The organism is Streptomyces sp. GbtcB6 (assembly GCF_019091475.1).
Taxonomy (GTDB): domain Bacteria; phylum Actinomycetota; class Actinomycetes; order Streptomycetales; family Streptomycetaceae; genus Streptomyces; species Streptomyces hyaluromycini.
The window spans coordinates 374,786-399,312 of the sequence record NZ_JAGXJL010000005.1 but is presented as its reverse complement, the minus strand read 5'-3'; the positions used below and the strand labels follow the sequence as shown (position 1 = coordinate 399,312).

General features: G+C 72.1%; 20 protein-coding genes. 7 read left to right on the top strand and 13 right to left on the bottom strand.

Annotated elements, in window-relative coordinates; genetic code table 11:
* The first annotated feature begins 8 nt into the window (after positions 1-8).
* On the top strand, positions 9-839 hold the full coding sequence (locus KVT45_RS12215) for a helix-turn-helix domain-containing protein (RefSeq protein ID WP_217546762.1): 831 nt from the start codon (positions 9-11) through the stop codon (positions 837-839).
* Between the two features lie 3 nt (positions 840-842).
* Here the strand turns inward: KVT45_RS12215 and KVT45_RS12210 are convergent, their stop codons facing one another.
* The 3 genes from KVT45_RS12210 to KVT45_RS12200 all read right to left on the bottom strand — a co-directional run bounded on the left by KVT45_RS12210 (position 843) and on the right by KVT45_RS12200 (position 5,154).
* Positions 843-1,412 (bottom strand): hypothetical protein, encoded by a 570-nt coding sequence (locus KVT45_RS12210; RefSeq protein ID WP_217546760.1) that lies wholly within the window; start codon positions 1,410-1,412, stop codon positions 843-845.
* An 89-nt stretch (positions 1,413-1,501) separates the two neighbouring features.
* Positions 1,502-4,087, bottom strand: coding sequence for a bifunctional FO biosynthesis protein CofGH (locus KVT45_RS12205; RefSeq protein WP_217546758.1), 2,586 nt, complete (start codon positions 4,085-4,087; stop codon positions 1,502-1,504).
* A 221-nt stretch (positions 4,088-4,308) separates the two neighbouring features.
* Complete coding sequence (locus KVT45_RS12200; RefSeq protein ID WP_217546756.1) at positions 4,309-5,154, bottom strand: LLM class F420-dependent oxidoreductase; 846 nt, start codon at positions 5,152-5,154, stop codon at positions 4,309-4,311.
* Positions 5,155-5,315: 161 nt separating this feature from the next.
* Here KVT45_RS12200 and KVT45_RS12195 point away from each other — a divergent pair, with 161 nt between their 5' ends.
* Together KVT45_RS12195 and KVT45_RS12190 are read left to right on the top strand one after the other, a co-directional pair.
* Positions 5,316-6,836, top strand: a complete 1,521-nt coding sequence (locus KVT45_RS12195) for a CehA/McbA family metallohydrolase (RefSeq protein WP_217546755.1) — start codon at positions 5,316-5,318, stop codon at positions 6,834-6,836.
* A gap of 206 nt (positions 6,837-7,042) precedes the next feature.
* A complete protein-coding gene (locus tag KVT45_RS12190) occupies positions 7,043-7,945 on the top strand; it encodes an oxidoreductase (protein ID WP_217546753.1) in 903 nt (300 codons plus the stop codon).
* Here KVT45_RS12190 and KVT45_RS12185 read toward each other — a convergent pair.
* On the bottom strand, positions 7,942-8,259 hold the full coding sequence (locus KVT45_RS12185; RefSeq protein ID WP_217546751.1) for a hypothetical protein: 318 nt from the start codon (positions 8,257-8,259) through the stop codon (positions 7,942-7,944). The two genes, KVT45_RS12190 and KVT45_RS12185, sit on opposite strands and share 4 nt — an antisense overlap.
* Before the next feature lie 224 nt (positions 8,260-8,483).
* Between KVT45_RS12185 and KVT45_RS12180 the strand changes: the two genes are divergently transcribed.
* Positions 8,484-8,870 carry a nitroreductase/quinone reductase family protein gene (locus tag KVT45_RS12180; protein WP_217546750.1) on the top strand — a complete coding sequence of 129 codons (387 nt, stop codon included), beginning with the start codon at positions 8,484-8,486 and terminating at the stop codon, positions 8,868-8,870.
* A gap of 3 nt (positions 8,871-8,873) precedes the next feature.
* On the opposite strand, the gene KVT45_RS12175 is transcribed toward KVT45_RS12180, so the two are convergent.
* The 6 genes from KVT45_RS12175 to KVT45_RS12150 form a co-directional block, all read right to left on the bottom strand.
* Positions 8,874-9,428, bottom strand: a complete 555-nt coding sequence (locus KVT45_RS12175) for a DUF3455 domain-containing protein (protein WP_217546748.1) — start codon at positions 9,426-9,428, stop codon at positions 8,874-8,876.
* A 198-nt stretch (positions 9,429-9,626) separates the two neighbouring features.
* A complete protein-coding gene (locus KVT45_RS12170) occupies positions 9,627-11,087 on the bottom strand; it encodes an aldehyde dehydrogenase family protein (protein WP_217546746.1) in 1,461 nt (486 codons plus the stop codon).
* A complete protein-coding gene (locus tag KVT45_RS12165; protein WP_217546744.1) occupies positions 11,084-12,814 on the bottom strand; it encodes an amidohydrolase family protein in 1,731 nt (576 codons plus the stop codon). Before KVT45_RS12165 ends, KVT45_RS12170 begins: the two co-directional genes overlap by 4 nt.
* A gap of 95 nt (positions 12,815-12,909) precedes the next feature.
* The gene (locus KVT45_RS12160) at positions 12,910-14,028 is read right to left on the bottom strand and encodes an LLM class flavin-dependent oxidoreductase (RefSeq protein ID WP_217546742.1); all 1,119 of its coding nucleotides are present in this window, start codon (positions 14,026-14,028) and stop codon (positions 12,910-12,912) included.
* 97 nt (positions 14,029-14,125) lie between these two features.
* A complete protein-coding gene (locus tag KVT45_RS12155) occupies positions 14,126-14,896 on the bottom strand; it encodes an SDR family NAD(P)-dependent oxidoreductase (protein WP_217546741.1) in 771 nt (256 codons plus the stop codon).
* A gap of 13 nt (positions 14,897-14,909) precedes the next feature.
* Entirely contained in the window at positions 14,910-15,857 is a 948-nt protein-coding gene (locus tag KVT45_RS12150; protein WP_308310708.1) for an LLM class F420-dependent oxidoreductase, read from the bottom strand.
* A gap of 249 nt (positions 15,858-16,106) precedes the next feature.
* Between KVT45_RS12150 and KVT45_RS12145 the strand changes: the two genes are divergently transcribed.
* On the top strand, positions 16,107-16,994 hold the full coding sequence (locus KVT45_RS12145) for a hypothetical protein (protein ID WP_217546739.1): 888 nt from the start codon (positions 16,107-16,109) through the stop codon (positions 16,992-16,994).
* A gap of 87 nt (positions 16,995-17,081) precedes the next feature.
* Here KVT45_RS12145 and KVT45_RS12140 read toward each other — a convergent pair whose 3' ends face one another.
* The 3 genes from KVT45_RS12140 to KVT45_RS12130 are packed head-to-tail and all read right to left on the bottom strand — an operon-like array spanning position 17,082 to position 19,826.
* Positions 17,082-18,326: an amidohydrolase family protein gene (locus tag KVT45_RS12140; protein WP_217546738.1), complete on the bottom strand. Its 1,245-nt coding sequence runs from the start codon at positions 18,324-18,326 to the stop codon at positions 17,082-17,084.
* Positions 18,327-18,381: 55 nt separating this feature from the next.
* The gene (locus tag KVT45_RS12135; RefSeq protein WP_217546736.1) at positions 18,382-18,879 is read right to left on the bottom strand and encodes a thioesterase family protein; all 498 of its coding nucleotides are present in this window, start codon (positions 18,877-18,879) and stop codon (positions 18,382-18,384) included.
* A complete protein-coding gene (locus tag KVT45_RS12130) occupies positions 18,876-19,826 on the bottom strand; it encodes a macrolide family glycosyltransferase (RefSeq protein WP_254646609.1) in 951 nt (316 codons plus the stop codon). Before KVT45_RS12130 ends, KVT45_RS12135 begins: the two co-directional genes overlap by 4 nt.
* 316 nt (positions 19,827-20,142) lie before the next feature.
* On the opposite strand from KVT45_RS12130, the gene KVT45_RS12125 reads away from it, so the two are divergent.
* Positions 20,143-21,462 (top strand): hypothetical protein, encoded by a 1,320-nt coding sequence (locus KVT45_RS12125; protein ID WP_217546734.1) that lies wholly within the window; start codon positions 20,143-20,145, stop codon positions 21,460-21,462.
* Positions 21,463-21,522: 60 nt separating this feature from the next.
* Positions 21,523-24,474 (top strand): BTAD domain-containing putative transcriptional regulator, encoded by a 2,952-nt coding sequence (locus KVT45_RS12120; RefSeq protein ID WP_217546732.1) that lies wholly within the window; start codon positions 21,523-21,525, stop codon positions 24,472-24,474.
* The last annotated feature ends 53 nt before the right edge of the window (positions 24,475-24,527 follow it).

Below are 24,527 nucleotides of genomic sequence, written 5' to 3'. Positions count from 1 at the left end.
TCGACCGTATGGGGACACCGCTGGGGGACTTCGTCCGGGCGAAGCGCGACAGCATCCAGCCGACCGTGCTCGGGCTGCCCGAGCGCCGCCGCCGGCGTTCGCCGGGACTGCGGCGGCTCGACCTCGCCGACCGGGCCGGTATCAGCGTCGAGTACCTGACACGCATCGAGCAGGGCCGGGACCGCAATCCGTCGGTGGCCGTCGTCAACGCCCTCGCCGACGCCCTCGGCCTCGGTCCCGCCGAACGCGCCCACCTCCGCTACCTCGCGAAGATCACCGGCGGTGAGTGCGTCGCCCACCCGCAGCCGGCGCCGCCGCGGCGCGAGGTGCGGCCGGCCGTCCTGGAGACCCTCCGCCTCCTCGAACCCGGCCTCGCCCTCGTCACCAACCGGCTCGGCGACATCCTCGCCCTTACGGGGTCGTACGAGGCGGTGATGGGCGGGACCGGGCTCCTGGACGCCGAGATCCCCAATCTCACCCGGTACGTGTTCACCGACCCCCGCGCCCGGGACCTCTTCACCGACTGGGACGCCGTCGCCGACGAGCAGGCCTTCGACCTGTGGCTCGGGCCCTCCGTCGAGAACAGCGAGTGGTTCACGGCGGAGCTGGCGCCGGTCGCCGGGGCCGACTTCACCCGCCGGATGAACCGGCACGTGGTCCCGGCCCGCGGGGTCCTGCGGCTGCGGCACCCTTCGGGCACCGAACTGCGCCTGCGGCGCGAGACGCTCGACATCACCGAGGACGCCCAGCAGCTGGTCGTCCTGCTGCCCGCCGACGAGGAGACGGCCGGGGCCGTCGAGCGGCTCCGCAGGCCACCGAGACTCCGCGCCATCTCCTGACGGCTACTTGACCACCGTCACCTTGGTGTCCGGCTCCGTGCCGAACGTCCACAGTGCCGTGCCGTCCGCCTTCGGCATCCGGATGCCGCTGGTCTGCTTGCCGGCGGCGGGCGCCGGGGAGGAGCCGTCGACCGCGTTGGAGAAGGCGATCGACAGCCCCGACTTCGCGGCGAAGTAGAGGATGTGCTCGATCTGGACGCCGTCCGAGCCCGTCGTGGACGCCAGGGTCTTGGAGATCGTGTACGTGCCGGGGTCGGGACTGACCGTCCCCGGCCACACCGTGAACGTGCGGGTCGCCTTGTCGCTCGCGTCGACCGTCCACACCCGCTTGGCGCCCAGCGAGTAGACGATCCGGCGGCCGGTGCCGGAGGCCGCCGGTACCGCGGGGGCCTTCGTCGGGGCCGGTGACGCGGAGGCGTGGGCGCCCGCCGACGCGCTCGCCGACGGGCGGACCGCCGCGGCCGTGGGGTGCGGCCCCTTGTCGGCCTGGAGGGCGACGAAGACGACGGCGACCGTCGCCCCGGCCGTCAGGCCGGAGACCCAGACCCAGGAGGGCAGCAGTCGGGCAGCCACGGGTACGCATCTCCTCCGTTATGAGGCCCCCCGACTGTTCGCACAGGGGTCGGATCATCGTACTGTGCGCTGCCCGCCCGCCCGACGGCTCAGTCCAGCACCGGCAGCAGCTCCGGCAGGTGCCCGTCGGAGGCCTCCGCCGCCCGCTGCCGTTCCTCCGGCACCTCGCCGTACAGCGTCGTACGGGGCTTCGCCGGACGCCCCGCCGCCTCCGCCACGGCGATCAGGTCCCGGACCGACTTGTACGAGCCGTACGACGAGCCCGCCATCCGCGAGATCGTCTCCTCCATCAGGGTGCCGCCGAGGTCGTTGGCGCCCGAGCGGAGCATCTCCGCAGCACCCTCCGCGCCCAGTTTCACCCAGCTTGTCTGGATGTTCGGGATGTAGGGGTGCAGGAGGAGACGGGCCATCGCCGTCACCGCCCGGTTGTCGCGCATCGTCGGGCCCGGACGCGAGATGCCCGCCAGGTAGACGGGCGCGTTGGTGTGGATGAAGGGCAGCGTCACGAACTCCGTGAAGCCGCCCGTGCGCTGCTGGATGCCGGCCAGCGTGCGGAGGTGGCCCAGCCAGTGGCGGGGCTGGTCGACATGGCCGTACATCATGGTGGAGGAGGAGCGGATGCCCACCTCGTGCGCGGTGGTGATCACCTCGATCCAGGTGGCGGCGGGCAGCTTGCCCTTCGTCAGCACCCACCGCACCTCGTCGTCCAGGATCTCGGCGGCCGTCCCGGGGACGGTGTCCAGGCCCGCTTCCTTCGCCGCCGTGAGCCACTCCCGGATCGACATGCCGGTGCGGGTCGCGCCGTTCACCACCTCCATCGGGGAGAAGGCGTGCACGTGCATGCCGGGGACGCGCTCCTTGACCGCCTTCGCGATGTCGAAGTACGCGGTGCCGGGCAGGTCGGGATGGATGCCGCCCTGCATGCAGACCTCGACCGCGCCGACCTCCCACGCCTGCTGGGCCCGGTCGGCGACCTGGTCCAGGGAGAGGGTGTAGGCGTCCGCGTCCGTGCGTCGTTGCGCGAAGGCGCAGAAGCGGCAGCCGGTGTAGCAGACGTTGGTGAAGTTGATGTTGCGGGTGACGATGTAGGTGACGTCGTCGCCGACCGCGGACTTCCGTACGTCGTCGGCGATCCTGGTCAGCGCGTCCAGCGCCGGGCCGTCCGCGTGGAACAGGGCGAGGGCCTCGGCGTCCGTCAGCTTCGTCGGGTCGTCGGCCGCGGTCGCCAGGGCCGCGCGCACGTCCGTGTCGATCCGCTCCGGCGCCATCCCGGGGGCGGCCGCCTCCCGCAGCGCGCCCCAGTCGCCGTACACCTCGTCGAAGTCGTCACGCCGGTCGGTCGTACGGCCCTCGACGTCGATGGAGACATGCAGATCCGTGCGGCCGGAGGCGACGAAGACCTCCTCCGGCTCCTGCCAGGGATGCCCCTCGACCACCGCGTCAGGCACCGCGAGGCCCGTCTCCGGATCCGCCAGCGCGGCCACGTGCGGGCGCAGCCGCGGGTCCAGCCAGGGCTCGCCGCGACGGACGAACTCCGGGTACACGCAGAGACGTTCCCGCAGTTCGAAGCCTGCCGCGGCCGACTTCCGCGCCAGCTCCTCGATCTGCGGCCAGGGGCGCTCGGGGTTGACGTGGTCGATGGTGAGCGGGGACACCCCGCCCCAGTCGTCGATACCGGCGCCGATCAGCCGCTCGTACTCGCTGTCGACCAGGTTGGGCGGCGCCTGGATGTTGCCCGCCGGTCCCATCACCAGCCGCGCCACCGCGACGGCCGCCACCAGCTCGTCCAGTTCGGCGTCCGGCATGCCGCGCATCGCCGTGTCCGGCTTGGCGCGGAAGTTCTGGATGATCAGTTCCTGGACGCCGTGGTACGACCGGGCCACGCGCCGCAGCGCGAAGAGGGACTCGGCGCGTTCCTCGTACGTCTCACCGATGCCGATCAGGATCCCCGAAGTGAACGGCACGGAGGAGCGGCCGGCGTCCTCAAGGACCCGCAGCCGGACGGCGGGTTCCTTGTCCGGGGAGCCGTGGTGCGGGCCGCCGGGCTCCGACCACAGCCGGGTGGCGGTCGTCTCCAGCATCATGCCCATCGACGGGGCGACCGGCTTGAGCCGCTGGAAGTCGGTCCAGGACATCACACCGGGGTTGAGATGCGGCAGCAGGCCGGTCTCCTCCAGAATCCGGACGGAGATGGCCCGGACATAGGCGATCGTGTCGTCGTAACCGTGCGCGTCGAGCCACTCGCGCGCCTCCGGCCAGCGGTCCTCGGGCTTGTCGCCGAGGGTGATCAGGGCTTCCTTGCAGCCGAGGGCCGCACCCTTGCGGGCGACGTCGAGGACCTCGTCCGGGGACATGAACATCCCGTGCCCGGCCCGGCGGAGCTTTCCGGGGACGGTGACGAACGTGCAGTAGTGGCACTTGTCGCGGCACAGGCGGGTGAGGGGGATGAAGACGCTCTTCGAGTACGTGATGACACCGGGCCGGCCGGCCTCTTCCAGACCGGCGTCACGGACCCGGGCGGCGGACGCGGCAAGGTCGTCCAGGGCCTCGCCGCGCGCCTGGAGCAGGACGGCGGCCTCGGAGACGTCGAGGGCGACGCCGTCCCGGGCGCGTTTGAGGGCGCGACGCATGGAGTTCTCGGTGGGGCCGGTTCCGGAGGTCGCGGAAGTCGTCATTCTTTGAGCATACGGAGGGACTCCGCCGGTTCAGCCGGGGCGGGGGTGGCCTCGGGGGCTGCTGGTGCATTGCCGGGTGCGGGTGGGGAGTGGTTGCTCGCGCAGTTCCCCGCGCCCCTGAAGGGGCGCACTGCAGCGCCCCTTCTTTTGCTTTTAGGGGCGCGGGGAACTGCGCGACCAGCCACGACGCGCCCGCACCCGGCAACGCGGCGCAACCGCCCTCACAGGTACTCCCCGTACGCGTCGAGCACCCCCAACACCTCCGCCTCCCCCGCCGGAGGCAACTGCACCACGACCTCCTCGATGCCCAGCTCGGCGTAGTGCGCGAGCTTGCCGGCGCTCGGGAAGACGGCGTACGGCACCACCTGAAGCGCCGCCGGGTCGCGCCCGGCGTCCGCCCACACCGAGCGGAGCACCGGCAGCGACTCGGTCAGCCCGCGTCCCCCGATCGGCAGCCACCCGTCGGCGTACTCCGCGATGTGCGCGAACAGCTTCGGCCCGGCGGCCCCGCCGATCAGCGTGCGGGGACCGGCGACCGGCCCGCGCGGCTTCTGGACGGGCTTGGGATACGCGGACGACGCCCGTACGCTCCCGAACTCCCCCTCGTAGGCGGTCGGTTCCTCCGCCCACAGCGCCCGCATCAACGCCATCCGGTCCCGGCCGAGCTCCCGCCGGTCGCGCCACCGCACTCCGTGGTCCGCGGCCTCCTCGACGTTCCAGCCGAAGCCGACACCGAGGGTGAAGCGACCGCCGGACAGGTGGTCGAGGGTGGCGATCTGCTTGGCCAGGTCGATCGGGTCGTGCTGGGCGACCAGGGTGATGCCGGTGCCGAGGCCGAGGCCCTCGGTGACGGCGGCGGCCTGGCCGAGGGCGACGAAGGGGTCGAGGGTACGGCCGTACTCGCGGGGCAGGTCGCCGCCCGCCGGGTACGGGGTGGTCCGCTCGACCGGAATGTGCGTGTGCTCGGGCAGGTACAGCCCGGCGAACCCTCGTGCCTCCAGCTCACGGGCGAGCCGGACGGGGGCGATGGTCTCGTCGGTGAGGAAGATCGTGACGGCTATGCGCATGCCCCATCTGTACCGGGGGTGGCTCGATCTGTCCATACCGACTGGTCGGCATCACATGTCGCGCCTTTCACACGGCTATGCACATGACATACGGACGCCTGTGGATTCCCTGTCCTTCCGGGTTCCGGGGGAGTTCACGTCGAGTGGGGAGAGTGAGCGGTATGTGTGAGGACACGCACGGCATCGGCAGACGCGCGCTGTTCGTGACGGGCGCCGCGGCAGCCCTTACGTTGGGACCCGTGAGCTTCGCAGCGGCGGACGGTCAGGACCAGGGGACTCAGGAGACGGCGACGGTACGCGGCACCCTGCCGCCCGGCTCCCCGGACTTCGTGTACGTACCGGTCGAAGTGCCCACCGGCGTACGGGAGATCAAGGTCTCCTACACCTACGACAGGCCGAGCGTCCCGGCCGGCACCACGGGCAACGCGCTCGACATCGGCATCTTCGACCAGCACGGCACCGAGCTGGGCGGCAAGGGCTTCCGGGGCTGGTCGGGCGGCGCCCGCACGGAGTTCTTCGTCCGCGCCGACGACGCGACCCCCGGCTACATCCCCGGCCCGGTCGGCGCCGGCACCTGGCACATCGCCCTCGGCCCGTACACGGTGGCCCCGCAGGGCCTGTCGTACGAGCTCACGATCACCCTCACCTACGGCGAACCCGGCACCCCCGTCCGCCCGGTCTACCCGCCCTCCCGGGCCAAGGGCCGCGGTCGCGACTGGTACCGCGGCGACTGCCACCTGCACTCCTGGTACTCCGACGGCCGCCGCACCCCGGCCGAGATCGCGGCCCTCGCCCGCGCCGCCGGCCTGGACTTCATCAACTCCTCCGACCACAACACCCACTCCTCGCACCCGCACTGGGCGGACCAGGCCGGCGACGACCTGCTGATCATGCTCGGCGAGGAGGTCACCACCCGCAACGGCCATGTCGTCGCCCTCGGCACGGAGCCCGGGACCTTCGTCGACTGGCGCTACCGGGCCCGCGACAACCGCTTCGGTCACTTCGCCCACCAGATCCACAAGGCCGGCGGTCTGGTCGTACCGGCCCATCCGCACGCCACGTGCGTCGGCTGCGCCTGGAAGTTCGGCTTCGGGGAGGCGGACGCGGTCGAGGTGTGGAACGGCCCCTACACCCCCGACGACGAGGTGGCCCTCTCCGCCTGGGACGCCACCCTGGTCGCCTCGGTGCGCGACAACCGGCAGTGGCTCCCGGGCATGGGCAACAGCGACGCGCACCGCGACCCGGACGCCGTCGGCTCACCCCAGACGGTCGTCCTCGCCGACGACCTGTCCCGCGAGGCCATCCAGGAGGGCCTGCGCGCGGGCCGCTCCTACATCGCCGAGTCGAAGAACGTGACGCTGGCCTTCACGGCGACGGGCGGCCGCGGCGAACGGGCGGGCATCGGCGAACGCCTCGCCGTCGCCCCCGACACCCCGGTGACCGTCCGCCTGGAGGCCTCCGGCGTCCCCCGCTGCACGGTCCGCTTCGTCACCGACCAGGGCGTCCTCCTCACCAGCGACCCACTGCCGGTGGCCGGCTCGGGCACGGTGGAGTGGCAGACGACCCCGTCGTACGCGGCGTACGTCCGCGCGGAGATCCGCCACGAGACGGCAGCGGGCCCCGTCCCCGGCGCCCTGGCGGCGCTGACGAACCCGATCTTCCTGGGGCGGGCGGAGCGGTGATGCGTCAGCCGAGCTTCCCGGCCGGTCCCACGGACAGGTAGGTCGTGGCCCCCTGCGCGTCGCGCTCTCGACAGTTCCAACGGCCGTGCGCTGAAGGTTGGTTCCCGATAGAAGTGTGACGTTCCGCCCCACCGTTCGACCTGTCGCAGCAGGCCGCGACCGGCCCATACTCCAGGACCTGACCAACCGACAGGCGAAGGAGCACGGTGAGCGCAGCGGCGGCAGCAGGGACCTGGATGCTCGGGGATCTGGAGGTCAACCGCATCGGCTACGGCGCGATGCGGCTGACGGGCAACGGGATGATGGGGAACTCCGACGGCGCGCCGATCGACCGCGATGTGGCCGTCGGCCTGCTGCACAGCGCGTTCGAGCAGGGGGTGAACCACGTCGACACGGCCGCCTTCTACTTCTCGCCGCTGCGGTCCGCGAACGAGCTCATCAACCGCGCCCTCTCGTCCTGGTCCGGCGACGTGGTCGTGGTGACCAAGGTGGGCCCGGGGCGCGATCCCTCCGGGGAGTGGCTCTACGCGGTCCGCCCCGACCAGTTGCGTGGCCAGGTCGAGGAGAACCTGCGGCAGCTCGGCAGGGACCACCTGGACGTGGTGAACCTGCGCGCCGGCGGCCCCCGCACGGCCTCGGTCGCCGAGCACTTCGGCGCCCTCGCCGAGCTGCGCGAGGCCGGTCTGATCCGGCACCTCGGGCTCTCCGCTGTCCTGCCCGAGCACGTGGCCGAGGCCCAGAAGATCGCGCCCGTGGTCTGCGTACAGAACTCCTACGGCCTGGACTGGCGCCGCGCCGACGAGACCGGGATGGTGGACCTGTGCCGGGACCAGGGCATCGCCTTCGTCCCGTTCTTCGCGGTCTCCGGCCTGCGGCGCGAGGCAGCCGCAGACCAGGAGCACGACGCAGGCGTCCACTCCGTGGCCCGCGCCCACAACGCCACGCCGGCCCAGGTACGGCTCGCCTGGACCCTCCACCGAGGTCCGCACGTGCTGGCCATTCCCGGCACCGCGAACCCGGCACACCTCGCGGAGAACATCGCCGCGGGCGCCCTGCGACTGACCGAGGAAGAGCTGGCCGTCCTCGACAGGCAGGGCGAGCCCCGCTAGTCGGTGGCGCCGGGCCCGGTACGGGGCGCCCGCGTCCCGTGACCGACCCGCTGAGCGGACCACATCATCCCCAGGCCGGCAAGGGCCGTCACCGTCGTCACGACCGTCATCACCAGGTCCACCGTCGGGTTGGCATGCACCAGTTCGACTACGGCGTGGTAGAGGACGACGACGCCGAACAGGGCGTACCCGGCACCCCACAGCCGAGGCCGGTACACCTTGCCCGCCAACCAGGGAAACGTCCAGGACGTCGTGGCGACGGTGATGCCCGCGCCGATGCAGAAGAAGGCGGTGATGAAAAGCGTTGTGTTCATGGCTATGCCCACTGGCCGATCATCGCACTGTTGGGGCTCCCCGGACGGTGTCCCATACGGCCACGCGGAGACGACCGGCTGCCGCTCGGCCCAGGGCCCGAAGCGCCACCACAGGTTCCGGGTCACAATCCGCACGGGCCCACCGTCTCTTGTCGGGGGAAGGGTAAGAGACATTGAAGGGGACACCGGCGCCGAAGTACGGCAGAAGAGAGAGCCGAGGAACCATGTCCGATCGCAGATTCCGTGCCACCACCGCCTTCCAGCGGCACGTCGCCAACCCCTTGACCCGGCTGCTCCCCTTCCAGACCCTGCTGGAGACCACGGGGCGGGTCTCCGGGGAGCCCCGGCGCACCCCGCTGGGCGGCAGGCGGGTCGGGGAGAGTTTCTGGCTGGTGTCGGAGTTCGGGACGAAGTCCCAGTACGTGCGGAACATCCAGGCCGACCCGCGGGTGCGGGTGCGGCTCGGCGGGCGGTGGCACCACGGCACCGCCCACCTGCTGCCCGACGACGACCCGGTCGCCCGGCTGCGCACCCTGCCCAAGGGCAACAGCATGGCCGTGAAGGCACTGGGGACGCAGCTGCTGACGATCCGGGTCGATCTCAGCGACTAGGACTTACGCGGTCGCCTTGTAGAACGCGTACGTCGCCGAGTACGGCACCGAGATCTGGTCCGTGCCCGTGCACGCCGCCGCCGGGGCCACGCCGCCCTCCGTGTCCAGGCGCTGGACGTAGGTGACGCCCTCGAACGTCCCGGCGCCGCGGGTGGCCGTGGCCTTCAGGAGCAGCTCGGGGATGGTGCCCTCCTTGGGGGAGGTGACGGCCGCCGTGGCGTTGACGGCGCTGCCGTCGACCGTGGAGACCCAGACCGGGCCACGGGAGTGCAGGGCGACCGGGCGGTGGGCGCGGTCCCGCTTGTCGGAGAGGGTGGCGGCGGGCTCCAGGAGCTTCCAGGCGCCGTCGGTGCAGGTGTAGGTCTGCACGCCGTGCGCGGAGTAGACGCCGGTCAGCTTGTTGCCGTCGGGCACGGCGAGCGCGGCGGGGGCGTGGACGGCCGGGAGGGCGGCGGGCTTCGCGGACGCGGCCTGGACAGCCGTCGTGCCGAGCAGGGTGGCGGCGGCCGCGACGGCGACGGCCGTGGTGGTCAGAGCGATTCTCTTGGCGTGCTTCATGGAGTGGTCTCCAAGGATTCCGTGCGTGTTCTGGGAAGGGAGCGGCCGGACATCGACGATCCGGAAACCGGCCGTCCCCCTTGTCAGGTCCGGACGCTACGGATCCGCCACCGCCTCCGGAGCCGATTACCCGATCCCTGCCCGCACGGGACGCCTCCCGGATCCCCAAAGGGCAAGCGAGCAGCCCTCGTTGACACCTCACCCCGGCCAGACGATCGCCTGCACCTCGCTGTAGGCGTGCAGGGCGTAGGACCCCACGTCCCGGCCGACCCCGCTCCTCTTGAAGCCCCCGAACGGCGCCTCCATGTTCCGGCCTACGGTGTTGATCCCGACGCCGCCCGCCCGCAGCCGCCGCGCCACCCGGAAGGCGCGGGCCACATCGCCCGACCAGACGTAGTCGATGAGGCCGTAGTCGGAGTCGTTGGCGAGGGCGATGCCCTCCTCCTCGTCGTCGAAGGGGACGACGGAGACGACCGGGCCGAAGATCTCCTCGCGGGCCACCCGCATGTCGTTCGTGCAGTCGGCGAGGAGGGTCGGAGGGACGTAGAACCCCCGGTCCAGCGGCGGGCGTTCGCCGCCGACCACCACCGTCGCGCCCTCCTTCCTGCCGAGTTCGACGTACGACTCGACGCGCGCCCGGTGCTCGGCGGTGATCAGCGGCCCGACCACCGTGTCCGGCGCGGCCGGGTCGCCCACCTTCAACCGGCCCGCATACGCGGCCAGTCCGTCCACCAGCCGGTCGTACAGCCCGCGCTGCACCAGCACCCGGGTGGGCGCCGTACAGATCTGCCCGCTGTAGAAGGAGAAGGTCGTCCCGATCCCGGCCACCGCCGAACCGACGTCCGCGTCCTCGAAGACGACCGCCGCGCCCTTACCGCCCAGCTCCATCAACTGGCGTTTCATGTCCCGCCCGCACACCTCGGCGATGCGCTGCCCGACGGCCGTGGAGCCGGTGAAGCTCACCATGTCGACGTCGGGGGAGGCCACGGCTGCCTCGCCGATGCCAGTGGAGCGACCGGAGACGACGTTCACCACGCCCGGCGGCGCCCCGGCCGCCTCCAGCGCCTCCGCCATCCGATAGACGGAGAGGGGGTCCTGCGGGGCGGGCTTCACGACCACCGTGTTGCCCATCGCCAGCGCCGGCGCGACCTTGCCGGCCGGGTTGGCCCAGGGGTTGTTGTACGAGGTGATGCAGCTGACCACCCCGACCGGCTGGCGCACGGCCAGCGCGCCCATGACACAGGCCTTCCCCATCGGCCCGGCCTCGTTGATCTGCGGCGGGATCGCCCACTCGGCCGGTTCGACGGTCGCGTACCGCCGGAACCGGGCCGCGGCCACCCCCACCTGCATCGCCCGGGCGGTACCGGTGGTCGCGCCCGTCTCGGCGCGGGCGAGTTCCGCGTACTCGCCCAGCCGCCCGCGGATGATGTTGGCGGCCCTGCCGAGCACCGCCGCCCGCTCCCACGCCGGCGTCCGCGACCAGGCCCCGAAGGCATCCCGGGCGGCCGCACAGGCGGCCAGAACCTGCTCCCGGGAGGCCTCCGGCGCCCAGCCCACGGTCTCCTCGGTCGCCGGGTCGACGACCTCGTAGTGCCCGTCGTCGGGGTCCACCCACCGGCCCCCGACGAACAGCCGCTGCCCGTCCGCCGCCTCGCTCACCGGGTGCTCACCGTCCTGGTGTCCCGCCCGGACCGCAGCACCTTCCCCGGTACGGCCCCGCTCACCACGTCGTCCCGGATGGCCTCGACGCCGTTGACCCAGACCGCCCGCACCCCGATCGCCTTCGAGTCCAGGCGCGGACTGTCTCCCGGCAGGTCGTGCACCAGGGTGGCCTGGCCGGCGGCGATCCGCTCCGGGTCGAAGAGCACGAGGTCCGCATGCCAGCCCTCCGCGATCCGCCCCCGCTCCCGCAGCCCGAAGAGCCGGGCGGGATCGTCGGTCAGCATCTTCACGGCCTGCTCCAGGCCGAGCAGCTTCCGGCCGCGCAGACAGTCACCGATGAAGCGGGTGGTGTACGGCGCCCCGCACATACGGTCCAGATGCGCCCCCGCGTCCGACCCGCCGAGCATCACGTCCTCGTGCTGCCAGGTCTCGGCGCGCAGCGCCCAGGATGCGGGGTCGTTGTCGGTGGGCATGGGCCACAGGACGGTACGGAGGTCGTCGGCGGCGCAGATCTCGACCAGGGTGTGGAAGGGGTCCTGGCCTCGCTCCTGTGCTATGTCACGTACCACCCGGCCCGACAGCCCGGCGTTCGCCTCGCTGTACGTGTCCCCGATGACGTACCGCCCGAAGTTCGCCAGCCGCCGGAAGACACCGGCCTCCTTGGAGTGGGCGCGCTCCAGCAGCTCCGCGCGCACCCCGGGATCGCGCAGCTTCTCGATCCGCTCCGGGACCGGCAGCCCGAGGACCGGCCCCCACCCGGGGATGAGGTTCAGCGCGCAGAAGGTGCCGAGCGACATGTTCATGGGCGTGAGGATCGGCATGGTCAGCGCGACCACCCTGCCGCCCGCCTTCCGGGCCCGCTCGCTGGCCTGGAGCTGCCGGGGCACCCGCTCGGGCACGGCGGCGTCTACGGTCAGGACGTTCCAGTTCAGGGGCCGTCCGGCCACCGCGCTCATCTCGGCGAACAGTTCGATCTCGGCGTCGCTGAACTGGTCGAGGCACCCGGCGACGATCGCCTCGATCTGCGTCCCCTCGTGCTCCCCGACGGCCTTCGAGAGGGCCAGCAGCTCGGCGGGGAGCGCGTGCCGCGAAGCCACCGGCTGCCCGTCCCCGTCGGAGTGGGTGCTGGACTGGGTGGTGGAGAAGCCCCAGGCGCCCGCGTCCATGGCCTCGTGCAACAGCCGTACGATCTCGGCGAGTTGCTCCTCACTGGGCTGCCCGCCGACCGCGTCGGGACCCATCACGTACCGGCGCAGCGCACAGTGCCCCACCATGAACCCGGCGTTGACGGCGATCCGCCCCTCAAGGGCGTCCAGGTACTCCCCGAACCCGTTCCAGCTCCAGGGCGCCCCCTCCTCCAGGGCGACCAGCGACATGCCCTCGACCTTGGACATCATGCGGCGGGTGTAGTCGGCGTCGGCGGGCCGTCCCGGGTTCAGGGGCGCGAGGGTGAACCCGCAGTTCCCGGCGGCGACCGTGGTCACCCCGTGATTCAACGAAGGCGTCGCATACGGGTCCCAGAAGAGCTGGGCGTCGTAGTGCGTGTGCGGATCGACGAACCCGGGCGCGAGGACGAGCCCGGCCGCGTCCTCGACGGTACGGGACTCCTCGGTGACAGCGCCGATGACGGCGATCCGGCCGTCACGGATGCCGACGTCGGCGACGAACGCGGGCGAGCCGGTCCCGTCGACGACGGTCGCGCCCTTGATGACGTGATCAAGCATGGGGCTCCCTTTTCAACTGAGGGGACTCGTCCCACCTGAAGGGGCGCGGGGAACTGCGCGACCAGCCCCCACACACCCGCGGCCGCCGTACAACCTCAGGCGGCTTCCCGGAACCGCGTAGTCCGGTGCACAGGATCCGTGTCGATCTTCGGAATCACGTGCTCCCCGATCAACCGGATCGTCTGCAGCGTCTCCTCCTTCGGCACCCCCACCGGCAGCCCGAAGCTCAGCTGGTCGGCCCCCGCCTGCTCCCACCGCTTGCACTGCCGCAGCACCTCGTCCGGATCCCCGCAGATCAACAGCTCTTCCTCCACGAGGAGTTCGACGAACTCGGGCGTGTACTCCGGCAGCGTCTCCGGCCACACCGGGAAGCCCTCGGGCCGCGGGAAGGTGTCGTGGTACCGGAACACCAGAGACGGCAGATAGTGCAGCCCACCGGACGCGGCGATGCGGATCGCCTCGTCGTGCGTCGGCGCGCAGATCGCCGTCGTCGTCACCATGACGTTGTCGTTGACGAAGTCCCCGACCGGCTCGGCGTTCACGATCGCCGTCTTGTACTGCTCGAGCACCCACTCCATGTCGGAGACCTTCTGGATGCTGAACCCCAGCACGCCGAGCCCCTTCTTCGCGGCCATGGCGTACGACGGCGGCGACCCGGCCGCGTACCACATCGCGGGGTGCGACTTGCCGTACGGCTTCGGCAGCACCTTCCGCGGCGGCAGCTGCCAGTGCTTGCCCTGGAAGCCGACGTACTCGTCCTGGAGCCACATCTTGGGGAACTCGGCGATGGTCTCTTCCCAGATCTCCTTGGTGTAGTTCATGTCGGTCACACCGGGGATGAAGCCGAGGATCTCGTGGGAGCCGGCGCCGCGTCCGCTGCCGAACTCGAAGCGGTTGCCGGTGAGATGGTCGAGCATGGCGACCTTCTCGGCGACCTTCACGGGGTGGTTGACCTGGGCGAGGGGGTTGAAGATCCCGGAGCCGAGGTGGATGCGTTCGGTGGCGTGGGCCAGGTAGCCCAGGTACACGTCGTTGGCGGACAGGTGGGAGTACTCGTCGAGGAAGTGGTGCTCGGAGGCCCAGGCGTACTTGAAGCCGGACCTGTCCGCCTGGATGACGTACTCGGTCTCCTCCATCAGTGCCTTGTGCTCGGCCAGCGGGTCGGTCTCGGCTCGCTTGCCCACGTATCCCTGTACAAAGAGCCCGAATTCCAAGGCGGTTCACCGTCCCAAGTCCAGGTGGTCCCTGTGGTCCTTATGAGTCCTACGACTTTCTGACGTTGCGTCAGAAACGTCAATAGATGACGGTCCGTCAGATGACACTGACCCCCGCCAGCCATCCCCCGTCGATCACGAACGGCTGTCCGGTGATGTACGACGAGTCGTCCGAGGTCAGGAAGAGCGCCAGCTTCGCCACCTCCTCCGCCCGCCCGATCCGGCCCAGCGGCACGAGCTTGCGGTACAGCTCGTCCAGCGCGCGGCTCATCTCCGCCGGGTCGGCGGCCGGGTCCAGCCGGGCCGGGTTGGACATCGCGGTGTCGATGGCGCCGGGGCAGATCGCGTTGACGCGTATCCGCCGGTGGGCGAGTTCCAGCGCGGCGACCCGGGTGAGCCCGAGCACCGCGTGCTTGGTGGCGGCGTAGGTGCCGACCGCCGCCATCCCGGTCAGCGCGGTGTAGGAGGCCGTGTTGACGATGGTCCCGCCGTCGTCCAGTTCGGGCGCGACCGTCTTCATGCCCAGGAAACAGCCCACCTGGTTGACCTGCACGACCTGCATGAACTCGTCGAGGGGCGTGTCCACGAGCGCGTTGAAGCGCAGGATGCCCGCGTTGTTCACCAGCCCGTCGAGGCGGCCGTACGCCTTCTTCGCGGCGGCGACGGCGGCCTGCCACTCCGCCTCCACGCCCACGTCCAGGTGGACGTAGGCCGCCCCGATCTCCTTGGCGAGGGCCTCGCCCAGGTCGTCCAGCACATCCGCCACGACGACTCGCGCGCCCTCCTCCCTGAAGAGCCGCGCCTCCTGCTCGCCCTGTCCGCGCGCCGCCCCGGTGACGATGACGACCCGCCCGTCCAGCTTGCCCATGCCACTGCCTCCCTCAGGTGAGACGGGGCGCGACGTCCGCCCCGAACGCCTCGATCTGGTCGATGAGTTCGGCCCGGCTCCGACTGCGGAACCGCACCTGGATCTGGTGCACGCCCATCTCGCCGTAGGCCCGCAGCGACTCGGCGAGGGCCTCGGGGGCACCGCTGAGGGTGCGCCGGCCGACCGCCCAGTCCGGCGCGCCGACGTACAGCGGTTCGGTGATCGCGCCGACGGTGATCGGCTCCTCGATGCCGGCCTCCTCGCGCAGCCGCCGCAGGCGGGCGATCTGCGCCGGGAGCCGGTCCCGCGGGTCGCCCTGCGGCAGCCAGCCGTCGCCCTTGAGCGCGGCCCGCCGGACCGCGGCCGGCGACGATCCGCCGACCCACACCGGCACCCGCTCCTGCGCGGGCCGGGGCCGCTGCCCGAGCCCCTCGAAGTCGTAGAACTTGCCGTGGTGGGAGGGGAATTCATCCGGCCCGAGCGCGGCGCGCAACGCGTCGACCGCCTCGTCGAGCACCGCCCCCCGCTGCCCGAAGTCCACCCCCAGCACCTCGAACTCCTCCCGCACGTGCCCGGCACCGACCCCGAGGATCAGCCGCCCGCCGGAGAGGTGGTCGAGGGTCGCGTACTGCTTGGCGGAGAGGAGGGGGTGCCTGAGGCCCACGACGGCGACATGACTGAGCAGCCGTATCCGCTCGGTCACGGCGGCCAGATGGGCGAGGGTGGCGACCGGGTCGTACCAGACCGTGCTCATGGCGGGCGCCAGCCGGCGCGGGATCGCCACATGGTCACAGACGGCGAGGTACGCGAAGCCCGCGTTCTCGACGGCCCGGGCGATCGCGACGAGGTCGTCGACCCCGGCCCCGGCCTCCCAGCCCTCGGCGTAGATGGTGGACTGGGACTGGACGGGGAGTTGTATCCCGTACGCCGGACGCCCGTCCGGCAGGCCTTGGTTGGACACACACCCTCCTGAATCTGATGGACCGTCACATCAGCGTTGCCGGAGCCATCGTCTTGCCTGACGCCTCGTCAGACAAGAGCCGTGGGCGATGATCGTCCGGTGAAGAATGTCCGCCTCTCTGACTGATTGACCCGGGGTCGTCGTGGTCATGTCTCAGGCGCGTCACCGGGTGAGGGCGGCCCGGCCAGGGCTCGTACTGGCCGGTGACGACTCGGGGGTCCGGGTCGCACCGGACACGGGGAGACCGACATGATCCGCAACCGCATCGCCGCGCTGGCCGCCACCGCAGTCGCCGCGTCCCTGCTGCTGACCGCCTGCAACGCCACCAACCAGGCCGCCGACGCCGCCTCGGCGGCCAAGAACGGCGTCGGCGCCGCGCTGCAGAGCCTGCACTTCGACAACGGCACCGCGAAGCAGAACAACGCCACCCCGAAGACGGGAGACTGGGCCCCCGCCGCCGGCAAGCCGGCGGTGACCCCGGCCGCCAAGAAGTGGGTGCAGCTGAGCGCGGCCAAGGCAGGGGACCTGAACCCGGTCGTCGTCAACGGTGCGGGCTTCACCCTCTACCGCTTCGACAAGGACACCGCGAACCCGTCCAAGTCCAACTGCAACGACGCATGCGCGACCACCTGGCCGCCCGTCGTCGTCGCCCCCGGCGGCAAGATCTTCATCGACGGTGTGGACAAGTCCGCCGTCGGCGTGGTCAAGCGGGCCGACGGCAACCTCCAGGTGACGATCGGCGGCTGGCCCGTCTACCGCTTCAGCAAGGACCTCAAGCCCGGCGACACCAACGGGCAGGGCGTGGGCGGCACCTGGTTCGGCGTGACGCCGGACGGCAAGAAGGCCGGGGTCCAGGGCCAGGGAGGCACCGGCGCCACCGGGACCGGCACGGCCGCCGCGACCAGCGTCGTCCTCTCCGACGAGACCGACTTCGGCGACCCCTCCGAGGGCTTGGCCGGCTCCGGCTGCCAGAACGTCGCCCGCGACGACGCCGCCTCCTCCCTCCGGGCCTCCGGAGCCCTGAAGATCTGGTCGGAGAAGAACTGCAAGGGCGAGTCCAAGGTGGTCCAGGGCGACATCGCCGACCTGGCGTCGATCGGCTTCGACAACAAGATCTCCTCGGTGTTCTTCGGCTGACACCGGCAGGCATGGCAGCACCGTCCCGCGCCCGCGGTCCCGGGCGCGGGACGGCCATGCCCGGGCTCTCCCCGTACGGGGCGGTCCTCACGAGGTCGTGCCCGGCCCCGCCCACAGACCGTCCGCCGTCAGGCCGAGCAGTTCGATCGCGTTGCCGCGGACGATCCGCTCCACCGCGTCCGGGGCCAGGTGGCCCATCTGGGACTCGCCGACCTCCCGGGACTTGGGCCAGGTGGAGTCGGAGTGGGGGTAGTCGGTCTCGTAGAGGACGTTGCCGATGCCGATGGCGTCGAGGTTCCGCAGGCCGAAGGCGTCGTCGAAGAAGCAGCCGTAGACGTGCTCGGCGAAGAGTTCGGAGGGCGGACGGGTGACCTTGTCGGCGACGCCGCCCCAGGCCCGGTTCTCCTCCCAGACGACGTCGGCGCGTTCGAGGATGTAGGGGATCCAGCCGATCTGGCCCTCCGCGTACATCACCTTCAGGTTGGGGAAGCGCTCGAACTTGCCGCTCATCAGCCAGTCGACCATCGAGAAGCAGCAGTTGGCGAAGGTGATGGTGGAGCCGACGGCGGGCGGGGCGTCGGCGGAGGTGGACGGCATCCGGCTGCTGGAGCCGATGTGCATGGCGACGACCGTGCCGGTCTCGTCGCAGGCGGCGAGGAAGGGGTCCCAGTCGTCGGTGTGGACGGAGGGGAGCCCGAGATGCGGGGGTATCTCGGAGAAGGCGACGGCCCGGACGCCGCGGGCGGCGTTTCGGCGGACCTCGGCGGCGGCCAGTCGGGCGTCCCAGAGCGGGATGAGGGCGAGGGGTATCTGACGGCCCTGCGCCAGCGGGCCGCACCACTCCTCCACCATCCAGTCGTTGTACGCCCGGACGCAGAGCAGGGCCAGTTCGCGGTCCTTGGCCTCGGTGAAGGTCTGCCCGCAGAAACGGGGGAAGGTCGGGAAGCAGAGCGCGGACTGGACGTGGTTGACGTCCATGTCGGCGAGCCGCTGCGGCACGTCGTACGACCCCGCCCGCATCTGCTCGTACGTGATCACTTCGAGCTTGATCTCGTCGCGGGAGTAGCCGACGGCGGTGTCGAGGCGGGTGAGGGGGCGGTGCAGGTCCTCGTAGATCCACCAGTCGCCGGTGGGGCCGTCCTCGCCGGGCCTGCCCATGACCGGCTTGAAGCGGCCGCCGAGGAAGCTCATCTCCCTCAGCGGGGCCCGGACTATGCGCGGCCCGGTGTCCAGGTACTTCTTCGGGAGGCGGGACTGCCAGACGTCCGGCGGCTCCACGGTGTGGTCGTCGACGGAGATGATCAGCGGAAAGGTGCCGTCCTGGGTGTCCATGGCGCTCACGGTAGCGCCGATCTGACGAACCGTCAGCTAGCGGGATGACGGTTCGTCAAGCGGACGGGCGGCAGTCGCAGACCGCGTGCCGCGCCAGCACGGCCAGCTCGTCGTCCTCCAGCCTGCGGGTGCGGCGGGCGGCGGGGTCGTAGGCGACGCAGGTGCTCACGCAGGTGCAGAACACCTGGTCGCCGCGGGTGATCCGGCTGGTCAGCTCGAAGGACAAGCGGCGGACCGAGCTCACGGTGGTGCTGATGACGGCCGGTTCCGGGCGGAGATCGAGGGCCTCCGTGTAGTCGAGTTCGTGGCGGGCGTAGATGACCCGTACGCGAACGGCCTGGCCGGGCTGTCCGGCGTGCCCGCACTGGAGGTAGAAGAGGTCCACGTGGGCGTCCTGGATCATCTCCAGGAGGCGGACGTTGTTCACGTGGTTCATCGGGTCCAGGTCGCTCATCCGGACCGGGCTGCTGTAGAGGTGGGGGCGGTGGTGGTGCGACGGCGCCGGGGCGGGGACCGTCGGGGCCGCCAGGGCCCGCAGGGTCGCGTGGCTCACCGGCCCGCTCCGAGCGCGTCCTCGACGAGGTCCGCGGCGGCCGGTGCGCCGCCCGACCGTCCGATCTCCGTGCGCAGGGCGGTGACCCCGGCGCGCACCGCCGGGTCCTCGGCCACCCGCAGCACGGCCTCCCGCAGCGCCCGTGCGGTGACCTGCTCGCGCGGCAGGTGCACGCCCAGCCCGAGCTCCTCGATCCGGTCGGCGTTGACGCGCTGCTCGGCCATCTGCGGGATCGCGACCATCGGCACCCCGTGCTGGACCGCCTCCATCGTGCCGCCCATCCCCGCGTTGGTGACGAACGCGGACGCGTGCGCGAGCACGGCCAGCTGCGGCACATGCGCGTGCACCTCGAAGTGGGCCGGCAGCGGGCCGAGCACGTCCGGCGTGACGTCCGGGCCGACGGCCATCACGACGTGCAGCGGGAGGTCGCCGAAGGCCTCGACGCACGCCCGGTAGAACTCTGGGCGCCGGGTGAACTGGTAGCCCAGGGAGACGAGCAGCACCGGCACATCGGGGCGGGGCGGCTGCCAGGAGCCCTGGTAGGAGCGGTCGCCGAGGGCGGGGCCGACGTAGGCGACCCGGCGGGCGGCGACCGTGTCGGGCCGGCGCTGGAAGGCGCGGGGCAGGAAGGCGATCGCCTGCTCGGGCCGCTCGACCTCGTGGATGCGGGCGGGGTCGAGGCCGCGTGCGTGAAGTCCTCGGTGATGGCGTACGTGACCCGGTGGCCCCGGCGCACCAGCTCCTCCACCACTCCCAGGGTCGGGTTCACATGCCCCTGCATCGGCAGGTTCACCACGGCGATGTGCGCCGGGTGCGCACGGCGGTGCGGGGACGCGGGGGAGGGAGCGGCGGGGCTGGTGCCAGGCACGATGAGCGTTTCCTGTTCCTGAGCGGCGTCGGGGCGCCCGTCGGTTCGTAGGGGACCGTGGGTGTGGGGAGACGGGCATCGGTACAACGACACCAGCCCGCCTCACGCGACTGGCAACGGGCGGGAAACAACCCCTTCGTCGTGACTTACGGGGCGACGGGTTGACCGGGTGGGGGTGGGAGCGGGGGGTGTGGGCGCGTGCCGGACGCAGGCCGTGGGCCGTGGGCGGCGGCCGGGCACGGGCCGTGGGCGGGTGCCGGGCACGGGCCGTGGGCGGGTGCCAGGCACGGGCCGTGGGCGGGCGCCGGGCGCAGGCCATAGGCGGGCGTTACCGGGAGTCGGGGGTGGGCGTTGGGCGGCGTAGGACCGCCGTCCGCCACGACAGGAGCCGCCTCATGCCCGGACCGCATCTGCCCTTCGTGGAGGAGGGGATGGCCCGCTGGCCGTTCGGCCCGCCCAACGCCGGGGTCGCGCTGGACTTCACGGGGCCGCCTCCCCAACTCGGCGAGCTGCACGCGCTGGTGCGGGAGCGGTTGGCCGGGCTGCCGCGGCTGGGCCAGGAGTTGGTACGGGACGAGCGGCGGCCGCTGTCGGGGGGGGCGCGCCGGCACCGCTGGGAGACACCGGCCGCCGGCCACGACCCCGCCGAGCAGGTCCTCGACACGGGCACGGCGACTCTCCAGGACGCCGTACGGGACTGGTTCCACCGCCCGTTCCCCGGCGGCGAACCGCCCTGGAACCTCCACCTCCTCCAGGATCCCTCGGCGGACGGGTTCACCCTCCTCTTCCGTATGCACCACAGCCTGCTCGACGGCCGGTCGCTGACCACCCTGCTGCGCGCCCTCCTGGACGGCTGCGGCCCGGTGGACGCCGGTGCCGCGGCGGCCGGTCCGGGCGAGCTGCGCCGGGCACCCGCGGCCGGCGGCCAACCGGGCCTGCTGACCGCCGGCCTGGCGGTGCCGCTGTCCGGGAAGGGCGAGCGGCGGACGGCGTACGCGGTCCTGCACCTGCCCCCGGACCTCGTGCGGGCCGCACGGCGGCACCCCGGGGCGACCACCAACACCGTGTTCCTGGCGGCCGTTTCCGGCGTCCTGCGCTCCTGCCTGCTGACCGCCGGCCCCGTCGACCCCACCGACCCCACCGGCCCTGCCGAGGCCGCCGAGGCCGTCGGACCGGTGTGGCTGTCGGTCCCGGTCGACCAACGCCCCGCCGACCGCGGTGACTTCCTCGGCAACGCGTTCCGCAACGTCCGGCTGCCCGCACCCGTCGCGCTGTCCGGCCCCGCCGCCCGGCTCCGGGCCTGCGCCGGACTGCTCACGACCGTCACCCGCCCCCTCGGCAGAGCGGAGAAACTGCTCGAGTCGGCCGTCACCGCCCTCCCCGGCCCGGCCCAGGCGCTCGCCCGCGGCCGCCTCTTCGCCCCCGCCTACGCCCCCGCCGCCTGCACCTACGTCCACCTGCGCGAGACCGGCCGCACCCTGGCGGGCCGCCCGCTGCACCGGATCACCCATGGTCCCCATGGTCCCGCCGGACGACACGGTCACCTTCGCGTTGGGCGGCTGCGCAAGCGGCCACACCCTGAGCGTGTTCACCAACTCCGGTGCCGAGGACGCGGACCTGCTCGCGGAGTCGTTCCGGCACGAACTGGGCCTGCTCGCGGAGGCAGCCAGGTGAGGATTGCGTGTCGCCCTGTGATCGGTATCTCCCCCGGCTGACGCAACCCGCCCGGACAAGGCAGACTGACGGGGTGAAGCGGGATGTCTAGGGGGACGGGCATGGACGGTGGACCACGGGTGCCGGAGCAGCGGCGCGCCCCCTCCCCGGCGGAGGCGGCGGCGTTGCGCTTCAGTGTGCTCGGTCCGGTGCGCGCCTGGCGGGCCGAGGAGCCGCTCAACACCGGCTCTCCCCAGCAACGCGCCCTGCTCGCTGCCCTGTTGCTGCGCGAGGGGCGCACGGCGACCGCGGCCGAGCTGATCGACGCCCTGTGGGGCCCGGAGCCGCCTTCGCAGGCACTGGCGGCGGTACGGACGTACGCGTCCCGGCTGCGGAAGGTCCTGGACCCCGGTGTCCTGGTCAGCGAGTCCGGCGGCTATGCCGTCCGCGGGCTCGGCGAGGGTGCCCTGGATCTGGCGGTCGCCCAGGATCTGGCGGCGGAGGCGGAGAAGGCGAAGAGCGGCGGGGACCTGCACCAGGCACGGGAGGTGCTCGGGCGGGCGCTGGCCCAGTGGAACGGCGAGCCGCTGGCCGGGGTGCCGGGGCCGTACGCGGAGACACAGCGGGTCCGCCTGGAGGAACTGCGGCTCCAACTCCTAGAATCCCGCCTGGACATGGACCTGGAGCAGGGCTGCCACGCGGAGGCGGTGTCGGAGCTGACGGCCCTCACGGCGGCGCATCCCCTCCGCGAACGCCTCCGTGAACTCCTCATGCTCGCCCTGTACCGCAGCGGCCGCCAGGCGGAGGCCCTCGCGGTGTACGCGGACACCCGCCGGCTGCTCGCCGAGGAACTCGGCGTCGACCCGCGCTCGGGCCTGCGGGACCTGCAACAGCGGATCCTCCAGGCCGACCCGGCCCTGGCGGAGCCCTCGGCCCCGGCGGCGGAGCCCGCCGCCGTCCAGGTCCGCCCCGCCCAACTCCCCGCCACGGTTCCCGACTTCACCGGACGCTCCGCCTTCGTCACCGAGCTGAGCGAGGTGCTGGCGTCGGCGGAGGGCCGGGTGATGGCCGTATCGGCGCTGGCGGGCATCGGGGGCGTCGGCAAGACGACCCTCGCCGTGCACGTCGCCCACCAGGCCCGGTCGGCCTTCCCGGACGGCCAGTTGTACGTGGACCTGCAGGGCGCGGGCCCGCGGGCGGCGGAGCCGGAGACGGTACTGGGTTCGTTCCTGCGCGCCCTGGGCACGCCGGACTCGTCCATCCCCGACTCGCTGGAGGAGCGTTCGGCGCTGTACCGCTCGGTCCTCGACGGCCGCCGGGTCCTCGTCCTCCTCGACAACGCGAAGGACGCCGCCCAGGTACGCCCCCTGCTCCCCGGCACGGAGGGCTGCGCGGCCCTGGTCACCGCCCGGGTACGGATGGTGGACCTGGCCGGGGCGCACCTGGTGGACCTGGACGTGATGTCCCCCGACGAGGCGCTGCAGCTCTTCACGAAGATCGTCGGCGCGGAACGGGTCGCCGCCGAGCGCGAGGCCGCCCTGGACGTGGTGGCGGCCTGCGGCTTCCTGCCCCTGGCGATCCGCATCGCCGCGTCCCGCCTCGCAGCCCGCCGTACCTGGACGGTCTCCGTCCTGGCCGCGAAGCTCGCCGACGAACGCCGCCGCCTCGACGAACTCCAGGCCGGCGACCTGGCCGTGAAGGCCACCTTCGAACTCGGCTACGGCCAGCTGGAACCGGCCCAGGCCCGCGCCTTCCGCCTGCTGGGCCTGGCGGACGGCCCGGACATCTCCCTGGCGGCCGCCGCGGCGGTCCTCGCCCTCCCGACGGAGGCCGCGGAGGACCTCCTGGAAGCCCTGGTGGACACCTCTCTCCTCGAATCCGCGGCCCCCGGCCGCTACCGCTTCCACGACCTGGTCCGCCTCTACGCGCGTGCGTGCGCCGAACGCGACGAACAACCGCCCAGCGAGCGGGAGTCGGCGATGTCCCGCCTGCTGGACTTCTACCTGGCGACGGCGGCGGAGGTGTACGCCATCGAACGGCCGGGAGACCGGACCGTGGAGCACCTGGAGCCCACGAGATACCCCGGTCTGTCCTTCACCGGCCACCGCGCGGCACTGGACTGGCTGTACTCCGAGGCCGACTGCCTGCTGGCCTGCGTACGGCAGTCCGTGCGCAGCGGAAGGCGGCGCGCCGCGATCGACCTGCTGTGGGCGGCCAAGGACCTCGCCGAGTCCGGGGCGAACGCGCGCGAGTACGAGGTCGCGGCCACAGCCGCCCGCGACGCCGCCCAGACACAGGCCGACCAACTGGCCGAGGGTCGGGCCCGGATGGCGCTCACCAACGTCCACATCGTCGGCGGGCGCTTCGATCTGGCCGACGAGGAGGCCGCACAGGCCACCGAGCTGGCCAAGAAGACCAGGGATCCGCTGCCCAGCGGCGTCACTCCGAACGACCGCGGGATCATCGCGCTCTACCAGGGACGTCACCGCGACGGCGAGGGACATCTGAACGAGGCCATCGCCAACTACCGGGCCGACGGCAACCGGCCGGGCGAGGCCAGCGCCCTGTGCAACATGTCCCGCATCCAGCTGGCCACCGGCCGCGTCGCCGACGCGGTGCGGCTGGCCGGTGAGGGTGTGGCGATCTACGAATCTCTCGGGCACTCCCTCAGAGGTGCGAACGCGCGGTATGCCCTGGGACTCGCCCTGACCCAGTCCGGTCAGACGGACGAGGCCCTCGACTGTCTGGAGGACGCCCTGAGCGTCTTCAGGGAGAGCCGCCAGCGTCTCTGGGAGGGCATGACCATCTTCCGTATGGCAGAGGTGCATCTGTCGGTGCACCGCCCGGCCCAGGCCGCCACGATGGCGGAGCAGTCGCTGTCCTTGCTGCGCGGCATCGGTGGCGAGTGGCGGCACGCGAACGTACTGACCGTCTTGGGCCGCAGCCTGCGGGACATCGGGCACTCGGACCGTGCCCGCGCCTGCTGGCAAGAGGCGCTGACGGTGTTCGAGCAGCTGGGCGCCCACGAGGCCGACGAGGTACGTACGCTTCTCACGCCGACGGCGGCTGCCTGACCTGCGCCGTCGCGCGTTCATCGTTCGTTTATCGCCGCACGGCATCCTCGACA

Coding starts and splice junctions, on each gene's coding strand:
- KVT45_RS12215 (WP_217546762.1), top strand. CDS start 9: ATGGGGACACCGCTGGGGGACTTCGTCCGGGCGAAGCGCGACAGCATC.
- KVT45_RS12205 (WP_217546758.1), bottom strand. CDS start 4,087: ATGACGACTTCCGCGACCTCCGGAACCGGCCCCACCGAGAACTCCATG.
- KVT45_RS12200 (WP_217546756.1), bottom strand. CDS start 5,154: ATGCGCATAGCCGTCACGATCTTCCTCACCGACGAGACCATCGCCCCC.
- KVT45_RS12195 (WP_217546755.1), top strand. CDS start 5,316: ATGTGTGAGGACACGCACGGCATCGGCAGACGCGCGCTGTTCGTGACG.
- KVT45_RS12185 (WP_217546751.1), bottom strand. CDS start 8,259: ATGAACACAACGCTTTTCATCACCGCCTTCTTCTGCATCGGCGCGGGC.
- KVT45_RS12180 (WP_217546750.1), top strand. CDS start 8,484: ATGTCCGATCGCAGATTCCGTGCCACCACCGCCTTCCAGCGGCACGTC.
- KVT45_RS12175 (WP_217546748.1), bottom strand. CDS start 9,428: ATGAAGCACGCCAAGAGAATCGCTCTGACCACCACGGCCGTCGCCGTC.
- KVT45_RS12165 (WP_217546744.1), bottom strand. CDS start 12,814: ATGCTTGATCACGTCATCAAGGGCGCGACCGTCGTCGACGGGACCGGC.
- KVT45_RS12155 (WP_217546741.1), bottom strand. CDS start 14,896: ATGGGCAAGCTGGACGGGCGGGTCGTCATCGTCACCGGGGCGGCGCGC.
- KVT45_RS12145 (WP_217546739.1), top strand. CDS start 16,107: ATGATCCGCAACCGCATCGCCGCGCTGGCCGCCACCGCAGTCGCCGCG.
- KVT45_RS12140 (WP_217546738.1), bottom strand. CDS start 18,326: ATGGACACCCAGGACGGCACCTTTCCGCTGATCATCTCCGTCGACGAC.
- KVT45_RS12130 (WP_254646609.1), bottom strand. CDS start 19,826: ATGCCCGTCTCCCCACACCCACGGTCCCCTACGAACCGACGGGCGCCC.
- KVT45_RS12125 (WP_217546734.1), top strand. CDS start 20,143: ATGCCCGGACCGCATCTGCCCTTCGTGGAGGAGGGGATGGCCCGCTGG.
- KVT45_RS12120 (WP_217546732.1), top strand. CDS start 21,523: ATGGACGGTGGACCACGGGTGCCGGAGCAGCGGCGCGCCCCCTCCCCG.